Here is a 21087-nt window from a genome sequence, read left to right as displayed (position 1 = left end):
ATATACCCTTCAATTAGAAAGTGTATTTTGCACCCATCGATAAGCGACGACCTTTAACGTCAAAGAACTCACCATTATCATAAGTGAATGGATTACGAGGTGGTGCACGGTCTAGGATATTGTTTACACCAATACGTACTTGTAATTCATCTAATAGATAAGTTTTGTACATAAAATCGAACGTTGTGTAAGACGGGATATCATTGTAGTTATTATCTTCAATGTTCCATTCATTACTTTCTACACTACTATGGCGGTAATTAGCCGTTAAAATGTAACTTGAATCATCATGTGAGTAGATTGCGTTAAAGCGACCTTTCCAGCGAGGATCTGCCATTTCACCTACATTTGAGCGGAAATCTGCCGTACGACCGGTTGGGTTTTCACTGTCTTCTTCTAGGTAAGTTGCAGTAAGTTTAATTGCTAAATCACCATTCCCTAATTCTGTGCGGTAAGCTGTTTCAATATCTAGGCCTTTTTTGGCGATGATAGAAGCATTAATTGGACGCTCATAATAGTTAATGATGTCGCCCGTTTCTTTATTTCGTACGAAGTTTGAGCAAAATGGGTTGTCTAGCGATGATGACTCATAACATAGTTCTACGCTATCACGTCCAAAGTATTGAATCGCACCTTCAATTTCAAATGACCAGTAATCAAGAGTTAAATCTAAGCCTTCAATAAATTCAGGAGTGTAGATCAAGCCTATAGTGTAATCGTTTGATGTTTCGTTTTTTAGTGCTTGGTTACCTTGTACAAAACCTGGCAGGCTACCAGCGGCTTGCCAATCGGCAGTTGGCATCCAACCTTCAGCTAAACCGTCCGCTTGACAGTTAGCGATTACATTTGCTTTATATTCGCTACCTGAGCTGGTAATTTCATCAGCACGACATGGGTCTTTACGGCCTGAATTAAACGTTTGTGAGCTTGGCGTAAATAAGTCACTTAGGCTTGGTGCACGTACTGATTTTGAACGATTTAAACGCACACGTACTTCGTCTGTAACGCCCCAGTTTAATGATAACTTCCACGCATCATCACCACCAGTAACCGAGTAATCCATATAACGGTACGCAGTTTCAAAGGTTAAGTCAGTTGCTAAAAAATGATCTACAAGCAATGGCACTGAGATCTCTGTTGAGAATTCATTTACATCGATATCACCTTTCATTGGCAAGCTTGAGTTCCCAAAAATAAGGCCATTTTGCATTGCGTGATCAGGATGAGTCTCGGCGCTTTCTCGGCGATGTTCAACGGTAAATGCGGCAGCGACAGCACCTGCTGGTAATTCAAATAATAAACCATCAAATGTTGCAGCAACAACTAGCTGGTCTTGTTTGGCAGTACGCGTAGCATTCGTTGCTATATAATTAAGCTGTGCTTGAGAAGCACTTTGTGCGCCCATAGGGTTAAAAGCAACACACCCTTCACGTTCACCTGTGACATTACCATCGGCATCACGAACTGCACACACGATTTGGCCATTAAGTTCTACAGCATCTATTGCATTGACTAAATTTTGCTCTAATACTTCACCGCGCCATAAGGTATCTTGTTCGATACGGCCATACTGCACATAGGTGCTGTAGCCCCAGTCATCGTTTAAAATGCCTTCAAAACCAAGAGATGCACGGATCACCGAACGATCTTGTTGATAGGCGCGATCACCCCATAGATTTTCGTTAGCTTGGCGCAAAGTAACTTTATCTAACCCGTTAGCATCCATAATCTTAGCCATATCATCGCGGATAAAGGCATTATCACGACGAATCGTGTGAGCAAAGAAAGCTGGCGAGCTTTCAGTAGTTGCTTTTGAGTCAGACCAAGTAAAATCAAATGTTGCAGCATGGTCGTCATTAATTTCGTATGTACCATACGTTGATAAAATAGCGCGCTCTAATGGAGTTTGAAAATAGCTTTTGTAACCATGACTAAAAACACCATCGCCTGGGTTATTAGCATCTGCGTAATAACGGTTATTAGCTGATGCGTTAGGCACACCAGAGTTTTCTACGCGACCTAGACCATAATCAAATGCTTGTACGTTACCGCTATTATCAAATGCCCAGTGATGGTTGTTGTAATGATCGTCAGTTAGCGAGCCTGTTTTACTGAAAAAGTCACCGCCTTCAGAGTAATAGCCAAGGGTACTTTGCTTACCTAATATAACGCGCTCAGGAATACCATCGGTACCAGATTTATTGGCTGGATTTGCGTATGAAGTTACAGGATTACGGTAAAAATCACGACTTAACTTGTTATAGCTATCTGTTTTTGAGTAGTTAAGAGACGTTACAAACGATAGCTTGTCACCTTCCATACCACCGGTGATAGAGAAAAAGTTTTGCTCGCCACCGCTTTGTTCTGGACGAATCGTAGATGCATCAATTTCAATGCCATCAAATGATTTTTTTGTGATGATGTTTACGACACCTGCTACAGCGTCGGCACCATATACTGCTGCTGCACCGCCTGTGGCGATTTCTACTCGTTCGATCAGAGTTGTTGGAATATTATTTAAATCTACCGCAGTGCTGCCTACTGAACCTGCGACAAAGCGGCGACCATTTACTAATACCAGTGTGCGCTCAGACCCTAAACCACGTAAATCGGTGGTGTTTAATCCTGATGCATAAATAAAGCTAGTAGTGGTTTCCGGAGATAGGCCAACCGTTGCTTGCGGTAGCTCAGCTAATAAATCATTAACGTTAGTAATGCCGGCGTTTTCCATCTCAACGCCACTGATCACCGTAACTGGTGTCGGTGAAGTAAGGTTAAATCGCTTTATTTTCGAACCTGTTACTTGAATGCGCTCGACAGGTTTTACGTCAGTTGCTTCTTGTGCAAATGCATTGGCAGCACCAACAGTACCAGTAATTAATACTGCATTAATTGCAGCTGTAATAAGATTTAATTTTTTCAACATAACACCTTTTAATTTCGACAAGGTTTACCCTGTGGGTAATTTAACTTGATGGAATTCACAAAGGACTTACATTGTTAGCCATATTAACTTTGAGGTTAAATATATGCCTTTCAATGTAACCAAATGTAATTTAGTGCGATGTTTTATCACAGTACCCAAATAGAGTCTTTTGTGGGGCAAATATGTCTTTTGTTGCTAAAAAGTGTTTTTTGTTTTTATTATGGGTATTTGTTGGTATCATCTTGATTTTAAATTATATTATTTGTATTCATAGCTTTACGTTTTTTGTTTTTAGTATTTTCATAACATTGAGTTATCTTGCTCATTAACTATTTTGCAATTAACTATCAATTATTTTGTTTGTAAAATGAGCTTTAAAGTTAATTTTGTTTAAAAAGTGTCGCGCAATACTTGAGCGGTTAGGCATAAGTAAGGGAACTATTTAACTTATATACTTATTCGTTGTCATTTAGCACAAGTGTTGTGTTAGATGGCAATGGTAACTGAACGCTATTTTTGGCATTATGGCACCTCATCTATTATCTATTTTTTAGTGCTGCGTAAGCTATGTGTGGCGGCAAAGGAATAATATGCATATTCATATTTTAGGCATTTGCGGCACCTTTATGGGTGGTATTGCAGCGATAGCTAAGTCGCTAGGCCATACAGTCACGGGCTCGGATCTAAACGTATATCCGCCAATGAGCACGCAACTTGAAGAGCTTGGTATTAAATTAACCCAAGGCTATGATGTCTCTCAGTTAGAACCTGCACCAGATATGGTGATTATTGGCAATGCAATGAGTCGTGGTAACCCATGTGTTGAATATGTATTGGACAAGGGCTTAGCGTATACTTCCGGCCCTGAATGGTTAAAGCATAATTTATTACAAAACTCCTGGGTACTGGCGGTTGCTGGAACTCATGGTAAAACCACCACTGCAAGTATGCTGGCATGGATTTTAGAATTTGCGGGTTTAAAGCCAGGATTCTTGATCGGTGGTATCGTGCAAAATTTTGGTTTGTCGGCACGGGTTGGCGAAACGCCTTTTTTTGTTATTGAAGCTGATGAATACGACACTGCATTTTTTGATAAACGCAGTAAGTTTGTTCATTACTTACCGCGCACACTGATTTTAAACAATCTTGAATTTGATCATGCTGATATTTTTGAAGATTTAAACGCTATTAAAAAACAATTTCATCATTTGATGCGTACACTACCAAGTAGCGGCAAAGTTATTTGGCCACAACAAGACGATGCTGTGCAAGATGTGATTAACCAAGGTTGTTGGAGCGAAAGTGAAACACTGGGCGCTGATTGGGGATATGAGCTGATTAATGCCGATGGCAGTGAATTTGCAGTGTTACTCAATGATGAATACCAAGGCTCAGTAAAATGGCAAGCGTTTGGTGAGCACAATGTTAAAAACGCTATTATGGCTATTGCTGCCGCGCGCCATGTCGGGATTGCAATTGAACATAGCATTGCAGGGTTAGGGGAATTTATTAGTCCTAAACGTAGGATGGAGCTAAAAGCCGATATTGCCAATATTAAAGTGTATGACGACTTTGCTCATCACCCAACAGCTATCACTACAACGCTTGCTGGGTTGCGTGCAAAAGTAGGCAATGAAAAAATTATTGCGATATTAGAGCCGCGCTCAAACACTATGAAAATGGGTGTACATCAACATACGTTATTGGCGTCATTAGCTGATGCTGATGATGTGTATTTATTCGAGCCAGATAATTTAACCTGGTCATTAAGTGAGCAGGCCAAACAGGCTGGTATGTTATGCTTGAGTAATACAGATGAGATCGTTGAACAAGTAGTCTCCCAAGCGCAACCGCAGCAACATATTTTAATCATGAGTAATGGTGGCTTTAATGGCCTCCACGACACATTGATAACAGCTTTGCAGCATAAATTTATCCAGCAATAAACCGGAGCGACAGTGCAATATAAAGAAACCATAACGCTGGCCTTTAGTGGTGCGTCAGGCGCGCCATATGGCTTACGATTACTTGAAGTATTGCTCGCGCAGCAGTTTCGCGTGTATGTATTGATCTCAAGCGCGGCGCGTGTAGTGCTAGATACTGAATCAAACATTAAATTATCAGCCAATGAAGATAAAGCCACCGAACAATTAAGTAGCTTATTTAAAGCACAGCCAGGACAGTTACAAGTATTTGGTAAAGATAACTGGTTTAGCCCTGTGGCATCTGGCTCTGCAGCGCCGAAAAAAATGGTCGTGTGCCCGTGTAGTGCAGGCTCTGTCTCTGCAATAGCGATGGGGGCCTCTGATAATTTATTAGAGCGCGCCGCTGATGTCGTGATTAAAGAGCGTGGTCAGTTAATTTTAGTGCCACGAGAAACGCCATTTAGTGAAATCCATTTAGAAAACATGCTAAAGCTCGCAAAGCTCGGGGTAACAATTATGCCAGCTGCACCAGGGTTTTATCATCAACCGCAAACTATTAATGACTTAGTTGATTTTATGGTTGCACGTATTTTAGATCATTTAAATATTGCACACACACTAACTAAACGTTGGGGTTATGGGGAGGGTAAATCATGAGTAAAGCATTGGCTTTGAATATTGAAGGCCTGACCAAGGTATATAAAAATGGTGTTGAAGCCGTTAAAGGCGTTGATCTAAAAGTATATGAAGGTGATTTTTTTGCCTTGTTAGGCCCAAATGGCGCGGGTAAGTCAACTACCATTGGGGTAATCTCATCATTGGTCAATAAAACCAAAGGCTTAGTAGAGGTGTTTGGTCACAACATAGATTCAGATTTAGAAGCCGCTAAATCACAACTAGGCTTAGTGCCACAAGAGTTTAACTTTAGCCAGTTTGAAACGTTGACGCAAATACTGGTAAATCAAGCGGGTTATTACGGAGTTCCCCGTAAGGTGGCGCATCAACGAGCGGATAAATATTTAGCGCAATTAGGCTTACTTGAAAAGAAAGACAAACAAGCACGAACACTATCAGGCGGTATGAAACGTCGTTTAATGATTGCTCGCGCGTTAATGCATGAACCAAAACTGCTAATTTTAGATGAGCCAACCGCCGGTGTTGATATTGAATTACGCCGTTCGATGTGGGATTTTTTAAGACAAATTAATGAGCAGGGGGTGACGATTATTCTCACCACCCATTACTTAGAAGAAGCCGAACTGCTGTGTAAAAATATCGCGATTATTGATTCCGGCATTATCGTTGAAAACACCACCATTAAAGCACTGCTTGCCAAACTAGATAAAGAAACCTTTATTCTTGATTTAAAACAGCCTGTCCAGCCAGTTACCGTTACGCTTGATGGTTATAAGTTTACTATGGCTGATGATCATACTATTGAGGTTGAAGTAGCCAAATCACAGGGCTTGAATGCAGTATTTACAGCATTAACCGAGCAGGGCAATACCGTGCTTAGCATGCGTAATAAAGCTAATCGATTAGAAGAGTTGTTTGTAGGTTTACTAGAGCAAGGGCGGGGCAAGTAGATGTTTAAATATGGCGTAGCCTTAAAGAGTTTATGGTTTAAAGAGTGCATTCGATTTTTGCGTATCTGGGTACAAACACTCGTGCCGCCGGCAATCACTATGAGTTTGTACTTTGTGATTTTCGGTAATCTTATAGGCTCTCGTATTGGTGATATGGGGGGCTTTAGTTATATGGAGTTTATTGTACCGGGTCTTATCATGATGTCGGTGATCACTAATTCGTATTCTAATGTGGCATCAAGCTTTTATTCAACCAAGTTTCAAAAAAGCATTGAAGAGCTGTTAGTTGCACCCGTGCCTAATTATATTATTGTGCTTGGCTATATGGGTGGCGGCATGACCCGTGGCATGCTGGTAGGATTAATTGTTACGTGTGTGTCGTTATTATTTGTTGATATTCAAATCCATAATATTTTTGTGATCATCGCGACAGTAATTTTAACTTCTGCGGTATTTGCTTTAGGCGGTTTGATCAATGCTATTTATGCTAATAGCTTTGACGATATCAGTATAATTCCGACCTTTATTTTAACGCCATTGACCTATCTAGGTGGTGTGTTTTACTCAATCACTTTATTGCCAGAGTTTTGGCAAGGCGTATCGCAGGTTAATCCAATTATTTATATGGTTAATGCCTTTAGGTATGGTTTCTTAGGCGTGTCGGATGTTGATTTAACTGTCGCATTTGGCGTGTTGTTATTATTTATTACAGCCTTATTTATATTAGCTTTAACGTTAATTAAAAAAGGTGTGGGGTTAAGACACTAATGAGTGATGCAAATTCACGAAGTATTGTATCGAATCAACAAGGCTTACATGAAAAGCTGGATGATATAGTTAATAAGCATTTAACTGCCCAGTTTAAAAAACCCATTGCAGCTCATACGCAAACGGCGTTTGATCAAGTAAATGAAAAAGTGCAGGCTTTTAATGGGCCCATTATTTTAGATTCGTGTTGTGGGGTAGGTGAAAGCACGGCTAATTTAGCTAAACGCCACCCTGATGCGTTAGTTATAGGAATTGATAAGTCATCGCATCGTTTGGATAAGCATGATATTGAATATAAACAAACCGATTCAGGTCAGTACATTTTAGTGCAAGCCGATTTAAATGACTTTTGGCGACTCGCAGTGGCGGCTAATTGGCAACCCACACATCATTATTTGCTGTATCCAAATCCGTGGCCAAAAGCGAAGCATATTCAACGTCGCTGGCATGGCGCTGCTATTTTTCCATTTATCGTTAAATTAGGTGGGCTGTTAGAAGTTCGCAGCAATTGGGATATTTATGTTAAAGAGTTTGCTCAAGCACTGAAGCTCACCGGACACGACTGCACAGTCGAACTTTATCAAAATGACCTGGCAGTTACGCCATTTGAACGTAAATATTGGGCAAGTGGTCAACAAAGTCACCGTTTAGTGATTAATTTAAATGCTGGCTCGAAATAAAAATTAAGTGTTTTATAAGTTAATGTTTTCGTATATCTCTTAACCTGAGTTCAGGTTAAGAGATTGGATACGGTTGATTTTTATTTGCAGTAATATGTGGCACAGGCTCGGCAAAGTAATTGCCTTGCATTAGCGTCACATTTGCTTTTTTAAGCGCGTTGGCGATAGGTTTACTCTCTACATGCTCAGCAATTAGCTGTAAGTTGAGTTGCTTTGCAAAGTTGGCAATATGCTCAACATATAGATAAATGTCTTTATCGTGAATGATCTGTCTGATCAAACTACCATCAAGCTTAATACCATCTACTTCTAATTTTAGTACATTAGAGATATTCGAATAACCTGTACCAAAATCATCAATTATTACCCGTATACCACGATTTTTAACCATGGTTATAAATGCTTTTACTTCAGAAAAATTTGCGATAGCTTCGGTTTCCAATAGTTCTAAGGTAATATTACTCGGTAGTGGATAGCGTTTAAATTCGTTTTCCAAAAATTCAGCAAGGCTTGGATCAAGCATATCTTGGGCTGTAATATTGATGCTCCAGCACGTACTGGTTTTTCTAAATCGTGCAAAGCATTGTGTGAGCATAGTGCGGGTGAGCATGCCATCCATGCGAGAGCGATTAACGACATCTAAGAACGATTCTGGTTTAAGAATTTCACCATGGCAGGTGATCATTCTAGCCAAACATTCATACTGAATAATGGCATTCGTTTCATTATCATAAATTGCCTGAAAATAAGGCACAATTCTGTTGTTTTCAAATGCTTCACGTACTTCTTTTGCCATTGCTACATTATACTGATATTGGTTTTTTACATCATGCAGTGCGCTGGAGTAATTGACCACAGTGTGGCGCCCCTGCTTGGCTTGTAATGCGGCAATATGGGCATTTTCAAGTAACATTGATTTATTGCCACTGGCGATGCCTGCGCACAAGGTGATGTATATAAAAGGGTCGGTAAGTAATGGGGTACTGCAATTATAGGCTTGGATCACCTCGAGAAAACCTGCATTATCTTTACCCAAAGGAGCGATGAGGACTATTTTGTTGGTCGTTAGACGAAACATCTGACTACCCGCAGGGCGGCGCTTTTTGAAGTGCTGCAACAAGTTTTTCATAACGCGGTCGCCTACTTCAGTACCATAAAAACTGCTTATATCTTCAACTTCATTTACCCAAATAACAGCAAGTTGCAGATGATGATTAGGGGAGTTTTTAATATAATATTCAAGTGCAATATGATTGGCAAAGCCACTACTGGTATCGGTTGAAATTGCACGTTTCAATAAATACACATAAATACCGGCTACCAACAGAGCAATAAAAAAGAAAAAAATGGCCATGCCCGCAGCTTTAGATACACTTTGCGCTAATCGCTGATTGAGATCGTATATGGTGATATCGGCCCCTGTTAAGTAGGTGACTCCATTGGCATCAACGAAAGGGACAAAAATTGTTTTAAAATGTCCCCATTGATCTTTTGATATTTCAAACACCGGCTCTGTTGAATAAAATGCGCCAATATTAGCGGCAGTTGCTTCAGGGTAAAGATCGAGTAATTGGGTGATTCTACCGGTATTTTGATCGTTTTGAGTGTAACTCGATGCACTAAAATGTACATTACCGTCTTTTAATATCATGGCGTACACATAAGCGATATTTAACGCATTAGCAAACTCTGAAAGTTGCCGACTTTTTTGTTGGTATTCGGTTGATGATATATATTGGCCTGCATTGATTTTTTGATGATAGTCATCACCAAGTATATGCTTGACACTTAATGCGGCATTGAGTAATCGAGTATCGACGCTGTGCATAATATCGTTACGGGTGCTGTTGTAGGTGTAATAGATGTAGCTTAATAAACTGATAAAAAACAGTATGAAACCCGCGATTATCCAATTTGTCCGTAAATTTGTATTTATCATGCTCTTCCTTGATTTATTAGCCCTTCTATTATACAAAAAAAGGCTGTATCGCCTATAAAAATATAGTTAGCCAAATTAATGATAAATATTAATCAACTTATCATTAATTTGTCATGCAATTGGCTACTTTTGTGGCTTTATACGAGACATTTCTACTCTATTACAGTAAAGTTAACGCATTTCATAGAATCATTGTAGTTTTGGCGTTATTAGCGATGGAGTTCATTGATATGGATCTTCAGCTAAACAAAGCTACATTCACTGGGTATAAAGATGGATCAAAAGCGTTGTGCCGTCGCCTCTAAAGAAACTCTGATGCGTATATTTACTGTGCCTGAAGCACCAGACTCAACTTTGAGTAAAATCGAACTTGAGATCTCGAGCAATTTAGCAGGTTTTTTGAATGAGAACATAGCGGCAATTGAAAAGCCATTGCATGAGATTGAAAAAGATTTTCAATCGGCAGCGATCCCAGAAGATCCGACTTTTGTATCTGCTTATGCGCAAGATATTATGGAGCAACTTGTCGCTCATTCAGTGCATACGGCTGCGCCAAGCTTTATTGGTCACATGACGTCAGCATTACCGCATTTTGTATTGCCACTTTCTAAGTTGATGGTTGGCCTTAATCAAAACTTAGTAAAAATAGAAACCTCCAAAGCATTTACTCCACTTGAGCGCCAAGTGCTTGGTATGATGCATCATTTGGCATACGGGCAAGATGACAGTTTTTATAGCAAATGGATGCACAGTGCGAAAACGTCGCTAGGTGCTTTTTGTTCGGGTGGCACAATCGCCAATATTACCGCATTGTGGATTGCTCGTAATCGCTTACTGAAAGCGGACGGTGAATTTAAAGGGATTGGTTCACAAGGTTTGATCAGTGCAATGTTGCATTATGGATATAAAGGCCTTGCAGTACTTATTTCTGAACGTGGCCATTACTCGCTAGGAAAATCAGCTGATTTACTTGGCATTGGTCGTGATAACTTTATTGCCATTAAAACTGCAGATAACAATAAGGTTGATGTTGATGCAATGCGCGCCAAAGCCCATGAGCTAGCAGCGCAAGGTATAAAAGTGATGGCCATTGTTGGGGTAGCCGGCACGACTGAAACCGGTAATATTGATCCTCTTGATGCTATGGCTGATTTAAGCGCTGAACTCAACTGCCATTTTCATGTAGATGCAGCATGGGGAGGAGCTACGCTGCTTTCTAGTACATACCGCTCGTTACTAAAAGGTATTGAGCGAGCAGATTCAATTACCATCGATGCTCATAAACAAATGTATGTGCCAATGGGCGCTGGGTTAGTGCTATTTAAAGATCCTACAGCTACGGATGCTATAGAACATCATGCAGAATATATTTTACGTAAAGGCTCTAAAGATTTAGGCAGCCACACACTTGAAGGTAGTCGTCCTGGTATGGCTATGTTAGTGCATGCTTGCTTACGCGTTATTGGCCGTAAAGGCTACGAAATATTAATAGATAAAGGGATTGAAAAAGCCCGTTACTTTGCTGATTTAGTGAAAGCAGATGACGACTTTGAGCTGATCTCAGAACCTGAGTTATGTTTACTGACATACCGTTATGTGCCAAAACAGATAAAACAAAAAATAGCTCAAGCAGATGAACAAACGCGTTTGGATATCTTTGCCTCGTTAAATCGTTTTACTGCCAGTATGCAAAAACGCCAACGTGAAGCCGGTCGTTCATTTGTGTCCCGTACCCGTTTAACTCCCGCGCAGTATGATCATCAACCTACAGTGGTATTTCGAGTCGTACTTGCAAATCCGCTGACATCAGAGAGTATTTTAAAAGATATACTTGCTGAGCAAAAAGAGCTGGCTAAAACAGATCCTGTATTTAAGAAATATCTTAAGAAATACATGGACTGAGCAGTAACAGTTGCGTTATTCCCAGGTTGCGTGGGGATAACGCAAGCAGCACTTTCTTTGTTAGCTAAAACACGATGTTCTGATCATTTCAGTGATAATATGTTGAGATGGTTTAATTTTTTCCATCGCCAAAAATTCATCGGGTTGGTGAGCCTGATTAATTGAACCCGGTCCCATCACAATCGTTTCACAACCTAATTGTTGAATAAATGGCGCTTCAGTACAGTAGTTCACTGCAACTGCTTGCTCTCCTGATATTTTTTCTGCCAGTTTAACTAATGCCGAATCAGTACTGCCGGTAAAAGCGGGGATTGGCTCGTGCATATCCATCACACTGACTGAATCTGGATATTGGTTATTGATCTCTGTAGCTATTTTTAACAGCATCATTTGCAGTTCTTGCACACTTAGACCCGGTAAAGGGCGCATATCAATATGCATTTCACAGCAGCCACATATGCGATTTGCATTATCGCCACCATGAATGTGTCCTAGATTTAAAGTAGGGTAAGGAATAACAAAATGCTCAACTGCATATTTATTCTTTAATTGCTCTTTTAAAGTTAACAGTTTTGCAATAACTTTATGCATCACTTCAATGGCATTTAAACCACGTTCAGGATCAGAGCTATGTCCGGAACGACCGACTACGCGAATCGCGCTGCTCATATGTCCTTTATGTGTGAAAACAGGTGTCATATCAGTAGGTTCACCAATAATACACCGAGCTGGCTTTAAGTTTTTATGCTGACAAACTTGCTGTGCACCGGCCATGGTGGTTTCTTCGTCGGCAGTAGCTAGAATCAAAATTGGCTGTGTTTGAATATTCTTATCTAGTTCACTGATTGCCTGTAATACAAAAGCGAAAAAACCTTTCATATCAATACTGCCTAGACCATATAATTTATTGTTATCTTCACTTAATTTAAACGGATTATAGTTCCAACGACTATCATCAAATGGGACTGTATCGGTATGACCGGCAAGCATTAAACCACCATCTCCCTGGCCACGTTTTGCGAGTAAGTTAAAACGACCTTTAGGGCCCGACAACTCAGTAATTTCACATTCAAATCCAAGACTTGTACACCAAGTAGCTAATAAATCGATCACCCCTTTATTGCTCATAGACAATGACTCATCCATGGCACTAATTGAAGGTGCAGCAATCAATTGCTGATACATAGATAAAAAAGACGGTAATGACATAAAAAAATCCAAAATAAGTATTCAATCTAATTGCATAACAATATAAAAGTATTTATGATGAATATCAATTCACTTTTTAAGCATAAATATATTAAAGCGACGCAATGAATATAAAACGACGATAACCAGATTTCATTCCTAAATAGTGTTTTATGCACTATTAAACCCGATTTGAATATATATGTAGTAACAAAAAACCAAAAAGAGTAACGAATGAAAGTAGTGATTATTGGCGCAAGTGGCTATAGCGGCGCAGAATTAGCAAGTTTGGTAGTAAAACACCCGCAATTAACCTTAGCTGGTTGCTATGTATCTGAGCAAAGCTTAGATAAGGGTAAATTATTAAGTGACTTGTATCCTGAGCATTTAGGTTTGCTTGATTCTCCTTTATTGCCTCTTAGTGAGAGCGCTTATAACGACATTGAAAAGTCGGCCGATTTTGTATGTTTGTGTACTGATCATAAAGTGAGTGTTGACTTAGCGCCACGTTTTTTAAGCATGGGCAAAAAAGTATTTGATTTATCGGGTGGCTACCGTTTAAGCAGTAATGAAGATTATCAAACTTATTATGGTTTTGAGCATCAACATACGGAATTACTCAGTGAAGCGGCTTACGGATTGGCTGAATGGAATAGTGAAGCAATCGCTAAAGCGCAGTTAGTCGCTGTGGCTGGTTGCTATCCAACAGCAGCGCTGAATGCGTTAAAACCTTTGCAACAAGCCGGCTTATTAGCCGATCAAACCATTATTATTAATGCTGTATCGGGTGTAACCGGTGCGGGGCGTAAAGCTAGTGTAGCCACGCATTTTTGTGAAGTGTCGTTAGCACCTTATGGATTGTTTAATCATAGACACAGTCCTGAGATTGAGCAGCATTTAGGTCACAAGGTGTTATTTACGCCGCATTTAGGTAATTTTCCACGCGGTATTTTAGAAACTATTTATGTGCAATTGAAACCTGGAGTTACACCAGAGCAAGTTACACAAGCTTATCAAGTGCTTGCTGATGAGCCACTGATCAGATTGCTTGGTAATAAAATGCCATCAATTAAAGGAGTTGCAAAGCAGCCTTACGTTGATATTGCATGGCAGCAGCAAGGTACGCAGCTAATTGTGATGGCAGCTATTGATAACTTATTAAAAGGTGCTGCAGGGCAAGCATTGCAGTGCATTAATTTAGCCATGGGTATTGCCCATAGTACAGGTTTAAAAGGGTAGTTAGTAATGCAAACATGGGTCATTAAACTCGGTGGTGCAGTACTCAATACAGAAGACGCGGCTAAAGCGTTATTTGAGGCGCTTGCATCGCAAACTCAAGCACAATTTGTCATCGTTCATGGTGGCGGTTCACTAGTTGATAATTGGTTGACTGAGGCTGGTTTTGCTAGTGCGAAACATCAAGGTTTACGCATCAGTCCAAAAGAGCAAATGCCTTATATTGTTGGCGCGCTTGCTGGGTGTGCTAATAAACAATTAATGAGCCAAGCAATTATCGCAGGTCATAAACCCGTCGGGCTTAGTTTATACGAAGCGGGCATTATTTCGTCACAAAAACTCAAAGCGCTTGGTCAAGTTGGTAATTGTGACGGCGGTGTGCAAAGTGTGATACCGGAGTTATTAAAACTTGGTCGTTTACCTCTGGTCAGCTCTATCGGCTTTGGTGAAGATGGCCTTTGGTATAACGTAAACGCTGATGAAGCCGCGGCGGCAATAGCTAAAGAGCTTAATGCGGAAATTATTTTTATGACTGATGTAGAAGCTGTACTTGATGCAAATAAACAGCCGTTACATCAACTTGACACAAACCAGATCAATACTTTAATTGCAGAAGGAGTAATTTTGGGTGGGATGGAGGTCAAAGTAAAGACCAGCCTTCTTGCTGCCCAGCACTTACGACGTGGCGTTTACATTTCGAGCTGGCAAAAGCCAGAAAACTTAATTGCTCTACTCGCGGGTGAGCACGTCGGAACAAAAATTACACCATAGGTTTTATATGTTTAATCATTTTTTATCGGGTCTAGAGTTAGACCAACAAGGCGCACTTAAATTACTTAACTTAGCGCAAAAAATTAAAGCTAACCCAGCTGATTTTAGTCAAGCACTGGCTGGCAAATCGGTGGTTACTTTATTTGAAAAACCAAGCTTACGTACGCGTTTATCATTTGATATAGGTATTAATAAGTTAGGTGGACATGCTGTGTATCTTGATTCACAAAATGGCGCCATGGGCGCACGTGAATCAGTAAAAGACTTTGCATTGAACATTGCCAGTTGGGCTGACGGTATTGTGGCGCGGGTATATCAGCATAAAACATTAACCACACTTGCTGAATTTTCAAGCGTACCTGTGGTCAACAGTCTGTGCGATTTATATCATCCATGCCAAGCACTTGCTGACTTTCTAACACTGCAAGAAGTATATGGCGATGTAAGCCAGCTAAAATTAGCTTATTTAGGTGAAGGCAACAACGTAACGCATTCACTGATGTTACTTGCGGCTACTTTAGGCACAGATTTTGTTGCCGTATGCCCTAAAGGTAGTTCACCAGACTCGCAAATTTTAAAGCAGGCTGAGCAAATTGCCGCAATGAATGGTGCATCAGTGATGGTGAGTGATCGTGTTGAAGCGGCTGTAGGCGCTAACGCAGTGTATGCCGATACATGGGTATCAATGGGCGATGATACGCCACTTGAACAAGTAAAAGAAAAGTACATGCCGTATCAATTAAATGCGGCGTTGCTTAAACAGACTGGGGCTGACACTGTACTGCATTGCCAGCCAGCACACCGTGAATTTGAAATTACTTCTGAGGTAATGGATGGTCCGGCGTCAAAAATTATACAACAAGCAGAAAACCGTATGCATGCGCAAAACGCATTGCTTGTTTCATTATTAAATCCAAATTTTGTGTAAGGTATCACCAATGAGTTCTATTAAAAAAGTTGTATTAGCCTATTCTGGTGGTTTAGATACGTCAGCCATCGTGCCATGGTTAAAAGAAAACTACGGTTGTGAAGTTATCGCGTTTGTTGCCGATGTAGGTCAAGGTGCTGAAGAACTTGAAGGCGTTGAAGCAAAAGCGATCGCATCTGGTGCGTCTGAGTGTTATGTAGTTGACTTAAAAGACGAAATGGTAAGTGATTATATTTACCCAACGTTAAAAACCGGTTCAATTTACGAAGGTACTTATTTATTAGGTACGTCAATGGCACGTCCTATTATCGCTAAAGCGCAAGTTGAGATTGCTCGTAAAGTAGGTGCTGATGCACTTTCTCATGGTTGTACTGGTAAAGGTAATGACCAAGTGCGCTTTGAATCTTGTTTTGCGGCCCTTGCGCCTGATCTTCAAGTTATTGCGCCATGGCGTGAGTGGGACTTATCAAGCCGTGAGTCATTACTTGATTACTTGGCAGAGCGTAATATTCCATGTTCTGCATCGGCAACTAAAATCTACAGCCGTGATGCAAACGCATGGCATATTTCTCATGAAGGTGGCGAGCTTGAAGATCCGTGGTGCCAACCAAGTGAGCAAGTGTGGACTTGGACTAACTCACCAGAGCAAGCACCCAATGAGCCTGAATTTGTTACCTTAAACGTGGTTGAAGGTGAAGTTGTTGCTGTCAATGGCGAGCAGCTTAAACCGTATGACTGTCTAGTTAAACTTAATGATATTGCATCCCCGCATGGTGTTGGTCGGGTTGATATCGTTGAAAACCGTTTAGTGGGCATGAAATCCCGTGGTTGTTATGAAACCCCTGGTGGCACAGTGATCATGGCGGCATTACAAGCGATTGATGAGTTAGTACTTGATAAAGCAAGCCGCAAATGGAAAGAAGTACTGGGCGGCGAGTTTTCACATTTAGTATATGACGGTCGTTGGTTTACACCACTTAAAGATTCAATCTTAGCGGGCGCAGAAGCGTTATCAACTGTGGCTACTGGTGAAGTTATTCTTAAGCTTTATAAAGGCCAAGTAACAGCGGTTCAGAAAAAATCACCTAATAGCTTATACAGCGAAGATTTTGCTACGTTTGGTGCAGATGATGTTTACGACCAATCGCATGCTGAAGGCTTTATTCGTTTATTCTCGCTTTCAAGCAGAATTTCAGCACTAGCGAAGAAGTAATTTTACTACAGCCTCGTAACAATAAGGCGGGGCAATTTCAGGGTTTGGAGAGATTTCATGGCATTATGGGGCGGACGTTTTTCTACGGGTCCAGATGAGGCGTTTAAACAGTTTAACGACTCACTTCCCTTCGATTATCAACTCGCAGAGCAAGATATAGTTGGCTCTGTAGCGTGGGCAGGTGCCCTTAAGCAGGTTGACGTATTAAGTAGTGACGAACACAAAAAGTTAGTCGCTGCATTATATGAATTACTCGACGAAGTAAAAGCTGATCCACAAGCTGTGGCAACGTCAGGAGCTGAAGATATTCACTCACATGTTGAAGCTGCATTGATCGAAAAAGTGGGTGACTTAGCTAAAAAATTACATACCGGACGTAGTCGTAACGATCAGGTCGCTACTGACTTTCGCTTATGGTGTCGTGATACCGCCGCTCACATACTTACGGCGCTTGGTCAGTTAAAAGGTGAGTTTATCGCTTTAGCTGAACGTGAGCTGGGCACTATCTTACCTGGTTATACCCATTTACAACGTGCTCAGCCATTGTTGTTTAGTCATTGGTGTATGGCTTACGTGGAAATGATCGAACGTGATGAAAGCCGTTTAGCAGATGCTAAAGCGCGAATGAATTTTTGCCCTTTGGGCAGTGGGGCACTTGCCGGTACTGCGTACCCAATTGATCGGCAAGCACTTGCCGTGGGGTTAGGTTTTACCGCTGCGACTAAAAATAGTCTAGATGCCGTATCAGATCGTGACTTTGTGGTTGAGCTATTAAGCTGTGCATCAATCTCTATGATCCATTTATCGCGTATGTCAGAAGATTTGATCTTTTATAATTCGGGTGAAGCGGGTTTCATTGAGTTAGCAGATAATGTTACTTCAGGCTCATCATTGATGCCACAAAAGAAGAACCCAGATGCGCTAGAGCTTATTCGCGGCAAAACAGGGCGTGTATTTGGTGCCTTTAGTGCCATGATGATGACGTTAAAAGCACTGCCACTTGCCTATAATAAAGATATGCAAGAAGATAAAGAAGGCTTATTTGATGCCATGCCAACGTGGCTAGCTTGTATTCATATGGCGCAAGCGTGTATCAAAGGTATAAAAGTAAATGGCGATCGTACTTTAGCCGCTGCTAAGGGCGGGCATTCAAATGCGACAGAGCTTGCTGACTATTTAGTCGCCAAAGGGATCCCTTTTAGGGAAGGTCATCATATTGTTGGTGTGTTGGTACAAATGGCTATCGCACAAGGGAATAACTTAGAAGATTTAAGTTTAGAACAATTCCAATCGGTGCATAGTATTTTTGCACAGGACGTATATGCTGTACTAGAGATAGACGCATGTATAAAAGCGCGCCAAGCACTTGGTGGTACATCTTTAGAGCAAGTTACAGTTGCAGTTAAAGATGCCAAAAAAAAACAGCAAATAACAGTTCGTGACGCTAATCTTGACGATGTAGAGTCAATTGCTAAATTGATCCAGCACTGGGCTACGGTAGGTGAAAATTTACCGCGTGCTAAAAGCGACATGGTACATTCAATCAATGAGTTTGCAGTTACCGAAGTTGCTGGAGAAGTCGCGGGCTGCGCATCATTGTATATTTATGATACTGGTCTTGCTGAAATTCGTTCACTAGGGATAGATCCTGAAACAGGCATTACTGGGCAAGGTCGTCAGTTAGTTGAACATTTATTAGTTAAAGCCAAAAAATTGGCACTCAATCGCATCATTGTTTTGACGCGAGTACCTGATTTCTTTGAGAAACAAGGTTTCACATTCTGTACTAAAGACAGCTTACCGGAAAAGGTAATGAAAGATTGTGAACTGTGTTTACGCAGAGACAATTGTGACGAAGTCGCAATGGAATTTATTTTAAAGCTAAGTACGAGTACGGAGATCCCGTGTAAAAACGTGGCTTAAAATCCCTGGATATAAAAAGCGTACGGTTATCCCTGTGCGTTTTTTTATGTTTTGCTACATCTGGTATGACCTGTTGTATTGGTTAGCTGTAGCAAATAAAAGATCAAAAAAGATCGTTTTTTTAAATGTTGGATCAGTAATTGCTTATTACTTAGGTGTAAGATGGCTCAGCGTGAGTTCATCTTTAAAAGCGCCAAGCAGTTATCAGAGCGTTAAAAACAGTGGCTTATTTAATAAGTCATTTTATTCAACATTTATTGAAAGGATTAATCTTATGCAAGTTACAGCTAACAGCCAATTACAAATGCAAGCATATAATAATATGCAACAATCAAAGCCAGCACTTGAACAAAGCGCTAGTAATAAAACCCTACAATCTGATACAGTGTCTATATCTCAAGAAGCATTAGCCGCAGCTGGTGGTGCTGAAATTCAACGTGGTGGTGGCGTGATTCTTCCACCAGATAGAAGGCCTAAATAGGTATCGAATGTTTTTGACAGAGCAGTTTGGCTTTTTTTCCCTATCAGCATTAAGTGCTTGGGGTTTTCTTATGGCGTTTTTTTTCAATATATTTATTTATTTAATTGATATAAAACGTAGGACTACTCTTCTTTTGAGCTCATTTGTTCTTATGGTTTCCTATATGGCAGGAGACCATTTCTTTACTTGGTTATCTTCTACAGCTAGTACCTATTTACACTGGAGTTTATACGATCTTGCCACACTATTTTGTCTAGGTATTTGTTATCTCATTATGAAAAAAACAACACCTTCATTTTTCTATTTGGTGTTTGGGTTATTAGTAAATATTTTTTTACATACAGCATTATATCTTGATATACAAGTAAATAATAATTCAACCTATTGGTTTCTCTGGGATATATATTCCTTTGGTGTAAATATTGTTGATTTTACAATGATAGTAGCTCTGATTGTTGATCGTGACATTTTAGGGTTGATTAAGCTTAAAAATGGAATTAAAGCTTTATTTAAAGGACAACAGCAAAAGCATCTTGTTTAGCGTTTATGTTTATTAACTACACGATCGGCACTTATATCGGTGTGTTTATCGAGTGGGGATTTTTAATCGCCTTCCTATTCAATCTTGTTTCTTGACTTAATAATCCTGGCAAAGCAATTGTTCAGCTTCCTTTTCTGATGGCCTTTTCCTACATGGTTAGTGATTTATAACGTTTTTCCTATTCAAATTACCTAAATTGGCTTATCTATGACTTACTCACCATCGCTGTAATGTTTGTATGGTTTATATATTTTAAAAGACAGCGATTCACCGCGTTATATTTTACTTGGCTATGTGCTTAACTCTCTTCTGAGCTTGTAACTTATTATAATATTTACATTTTGCAAAACCTTGAACCATGGTAGTTGTGGACTGTTTATTCGTTCGGAGTTAATATAATTGACTTATTAATGATATTTGCTCTGTTTGCTGAGAAGGATTTTTTACTCTTAAAAAGGCTTAATATAAAGTGAGTATATGGAGTTCATTTTACTGGTGGAGTGATTACACATTGTGGACATGATTGAACAGTATTTTAGTGCTTATTTAGCTTCACTCATTATGTGGGGCTTTATGATGGCGTTTCTATACAATGTTGTTAAAAAATCATCAGCTCCAAGTAGTGATCCTTCTGTTATGTGGATGTCATTAGCTATTTTTTTATCTTATCTTGTTTCTGACCCTTTACTCAATTTATCACTTGGGGTTGATATGATGTATAGCTATAAGAGCTACTTAATTTGGGCTCTGTCTGATTTATTTATCTTAGTTGTAATTCTGCTAATAGCCAAGAATAAGTCTATAAAACGCTATCCAGCCAAGCTCTATGTCATTATAGGCTTAACAGTCAATATGCTGTTATTCATTGGTATGCATGTAGATGTCAACATGATTAATCTATTTGAACCTTGGTGGTTTTGGAAAGTTTATTCTGTCACGGTTAATGTGATGGATGTGATAATGATTATTGCTTTATTTTGCAATAAAGACTTTTTAGGGTTTGTTCGTATTTATCAGTGGCTGGCAAGGTCAAATAAATCATCTGACCTTGTTTGAATTTTAGTTCATTCATTGCGAAAA

General features: G+C 40.0%; 17 protein-coding genes. 14 read left to right on the top strand and 3 right to left on the bottom strand.

Annotation, left to right across the window (positions count from 1 at the left end; translation table 11 throughout):
- Positions 1-13: 13 nt before the first annotated feature.
- Positions 14-2926, bottom strand: coding sequence for a TonB-dependent receptor domain-containing protein (locus tag H5182_RS14900; protein WP_182731750.1), 2913 nt, complete (start codon positions 2924-2926; stop codon positions 14-16).
- A 590-nt stretch (positions 2927-3516) separates the two neighbouring features.
- On the opposite strand from H5182_RS14900, the gene mpl reads away from it, so the two are divergent.
- From mpl to H5182_RS14875, 5 genes are read left to right on the top strand one after another with little or no spacing between them, the layout of a single operon-like run.
- Positions 3517-4872 carry a UDP-N-acetylmuramate:L-alanyl-gamma-D-glutamyl-meso-diaminopimelate ligase gene (gene mpl / locus H5182_RS14895; protein ID WP_145235101.1) on the top strand — a complete coding sequence of 452 codons (1356 nt, stop codon included), beginning with the start codon at positions 3517-3519 and terminating at the stop codon, positions 4870-4872.
- A gap of 12 nt (positions 4873-4884) precedes the next feature.
- The gene (locus H5182_RS14890; protein ID WP_145235103.1) at positions 4885-5508 is read left to right on the top strand and encodes a flavin prenyltransferase UbiX; all 624 of its coding nucleotides are present in this window, start codon (positions 4885-4887) and stop codon (positions 5506-5508) included.
- The gene (locus H5182_RS14885; RefSeq protein ID WP_145235104.1) at positions 5505-6437 is read left to right on the top strand and encodes an ABC transporter ATP-binding protein; all 933 of its coding nucleotides are present in this window, start codon (positions 5505-5507) and stop codon (positions 6435-6437) included. Before H5182_RS14890 ends, H5182_RS14885 begins: the two co-directional genes overlap by 4 nt.
- On the top strand, positions 6438-7205 hold the full coding sequence (locus H5182_RS14880; RefSeq protein ID WP_145235106.1) for an ABC transporter permease: 768 nt from the start codon (positions 6438-6440) through the stop codon (positions 7203-7205).
- On the top strand, positions 7205-7885 hold the full coding sequence (locus H5182_RS14875; RefSeq protein WP_145235108.1) for a tRNA (guanosine(46)-N(7))-methyltransferase TrmB: 681 nt from the start codon (positions 7205-7207) through the stop codon (positions 7883-7885). Before H5182_RS14880 ends, H5182_RS14875 begins: the two co-directional genes overlap by 1 nt.
- 55 nt (positions 7886-7940) lie before the next feature.
- On the opposite strand, the gene H5182_RS14870 is transcribed toward H5182_RS14875, so the two are convergent.
- The gene (locus H5182_RS14870; protein WP_145235110.1) at positions 7941-9824 is read right to left on the bottom strand and encodes a bifunctional diguanylate cyclase/phosphodiesterase; all 1884 of its coding nucleotides are present in this window, start codon (positions 9822-9824) and stop codon (positions 7941-7943) included.
- Between the two features lie 273 nt (positions 9825-10097).
- Here H5182_RS14870 and panP point away from each other — a divergent pair, with 273 nt between their 5' ends.
- Positions 10098-11726, top strand: coding sequence for a pyridoxal-dependent aspartate 1-decarboxylase PanP (panP, locus tag H5182_RS14865; protein WP_182735357.1), 1629 nt, complete (start codon positions 10098-10100; stop codon positions 11724-11726).
- A 60-nt stretch (positions 11727-11786) separates the two neighbouring features.
- Here panP and argE read toward each other — a convergent pair whose 3' ends face one another.
- Positions 11787-12935 (bottom strand): acetylornithine deacetylase, encoded by a 1149-nt coding sequence (gene argE / locus H5182_RS14860; RefSeq protein ID WP_182718378.1) that lies wholly within the window; start codon positions 12933-12935, stop codon positions 11787-11789.
- Positions 12936-13148: 213 nt separating this feature from the next.
- Here argE and argC point away from each other — a divergent pair, with 213 nt between their 5' ends.
- The 8 genes from argC to H5182_RS14820 all read left to right on the top strand — a co-directional run bounded on the left by argC (position 13149) and on the right by H5182_RS14820 (position 21063).
- Positions 13149-14153, top strand: a complete 1005-nt coding sequence (gene argC, locus H5182_RS14855) for an N-acetyl-gamma-glutamyl-phosphate reductase (protein ID WP_182760245.1) — start codon at positions 13149-13151, stop codon at positions 14151-14153.
- Between the two features lie 6 nt (positions 14154-14159).
- Positions 14160-14921 carry an acetylglutamate kinase gene (gene argB, locus H5182_RS14850; RefSeq protein WP_145235118.1) on the top strand — a complete coding sequence of 254 codons (762 nt, stop codon included), beginning with the start codon at positions 14160-14162 and terminating at the stop codon, positions 14919-14921.
- A gap of 7 nt (positions 14922-14928) precedes the next feature.
- A complete protein-coding gene (locus H5182_RS14845; protein WP_145235120.1) occupies positions 14929-15849 on the top strand; it encodes an ornithine carbamoyltransferase in 921 nt (306 codons plus the stop codon).
- Positions 15850-15859: 10 nt separating this feature from the next.
- Positions 15860-17062 carry an argininosuccinate synthase gene (locus tag H5182_RS14840; protein WP_182735354.1) on the top strand — a complete coding sequence of 401 codons (1203 nt, stop codon included), beginning with the start codon at positions 15860-15862 and terminating at the stop codon, positions 17060-17062.
- Between the two features lie 57 nt (positions 17063-17119).
- Complete coding sequence (argH, locus tag H5182_RS14835) at positions 17120-18985, top strand: argininosuccinate lyase (RefSeq protein ID WP_182735353.1); 1866 nt, start codon at positions 17120-17122, stop codon at positions 18983-18985.
- 274 nt (positions 18986-19259) lie between these two features.
- Positions 19260-19466, top strand: coding sequence for a hypothetical protein (locus H5182_RS14830; protein WP_182758427.1), 207 nt, complete (start codon positions 19260-19262; stop codon positions 19464-19466).
- A gap of 7 nt (positions 19467-19473) precedes the next feature.
- Positions 19474-20007 (top strand): hypothetical protein, encoded by a 534-nt coding sequence (locus H5182_RS14825; RefSeq protein ID WP_182758415.1) that lies wholly within the window; start codon positions 19474-19476, stop codon positions 20005-20007.
- A 513-nt stretch (positions 20008-20520) separates the two neighbouring features.
- A complete protein-coding gene (locus H5182_RS14820) occupies positions 20521-21063 on the top strand; it encodes a hypothetical protein (RefSeq protein WP_182758414.1) in 543 nt (180 codons plus the stop codon).
- Positions 21064-21087 lie beyond the last annotated feature (24 nt).

It is taken from the genome of Pseudoalteromonas sp. SG44-17, from assembly GCF_014164235.1.
Classification (GTDB): Bacteria; Pseudomonadota; Gammaproteobacteria; order Enterobacterales; family Alteromonadaceae; genus Pseudoalteromonas; species Pseudoalteromonas rhizosphaerae.
Note: the sequence above shows the minus strand (reverse complement) of the source record. Positions and strands in the feature narration are given on the sequence as shown.

Coding starts and splice junctions, on each gene's coding strand:
- H5182_RS14900 (WP_182731750.1), bottom strand. CDS start 2,926: ATGTTGAAAAAATTAAATCTTATTACAGCTGCAATTAATGCAGTATTA.
- mpl (WP_145235101.1), top strand. CDS start 3,517: ATGCATATTCATATTTTAGGCATTTGCGGCACCTTTATGGGTGGTATT.
- H5182_RS14885 (WP_145235104.1), top strand. CDS start 5,505: ATGAGTAAAGCATTGGCTTTGAATATTGAAGGCCTGACCAAGGTATAT.
- H5182_RS14880 (WP_145235106.1), top strand. CDS start 6,438: ATGTTTAAATATGGCGTAGCCTTAAAGAGTTTATGGTTTAAAGAGTGC.
- H5182_RS14875 (WP_145235108.1), top strand. CDS start 7,205: ATGAGTGATGCAAATTCACGAAGTATTGTATCGAATCAACAAGGCTTA.
- H5182_RS14870 (WP_145235110.1), bottom strand. CDS start 9,824: ATGATAAATACAAATTTACGGACAAATTGGATAATCGCGGGTTTCATA.
- panP (WP_182735357.1), top strand. CDS start 10,098: ATGGATCAAAAGCGTTGTGCCGTCGCCTCTAAAGAAACTCTGATGCGT.
- argE (WP_182718378.1), bottom strand. CDS start 12,935: ATGTCATTACCGTCTTTTTTATCTATGTATCAGCAATTGATTGCTGCA.
- argC (WP_182760245.1), top strand. CDS start 13,149: ATGAAAGTAGTGATTATTGGCGCAAGTGGCTATAGCGGCGCAGAATTA.
- argB (WP_145235118.1), top strand. CDS start 14,160: ATGCAAACATGGGTCATTAAACTCGGTGGTGCAGTACTCAATACAGAA.
- H5182_RS14845 (WP_145235120.1), top strand. CDS start 14,929: ATGTTTAATCATTTTTTATCGGGTCTAGAGTTAGACCAACAAGGCGCA.
- H5182_RS14840 (WP_182735354.1), top strand. CDS start 15,860: ATGAGTTCTATTAAAAAAGTTGTATTAGCCTATTCTGGTGGTTTAGAT.
- argH (WP_182735353.1), top strand. CDS start 17,120: ATGGCATTATGGGGCGGACGTTTTTCTACGGGTCCAGATGAGGCGTTT.
- H5182_RS14830 (WP_182758427.1), top strand. CDS start 19,260: ATGCAAGTTACAGCTAACAGCCAATTACAAATGCAAGCATATAATAAT.
- H5182_RS14825 (WP_182758415.1), top strand. CDS start 19,474: ATGTTTTTGACAGAGCAGTTTGGCTTTTTTTCCCTATCAGCATTAAGT.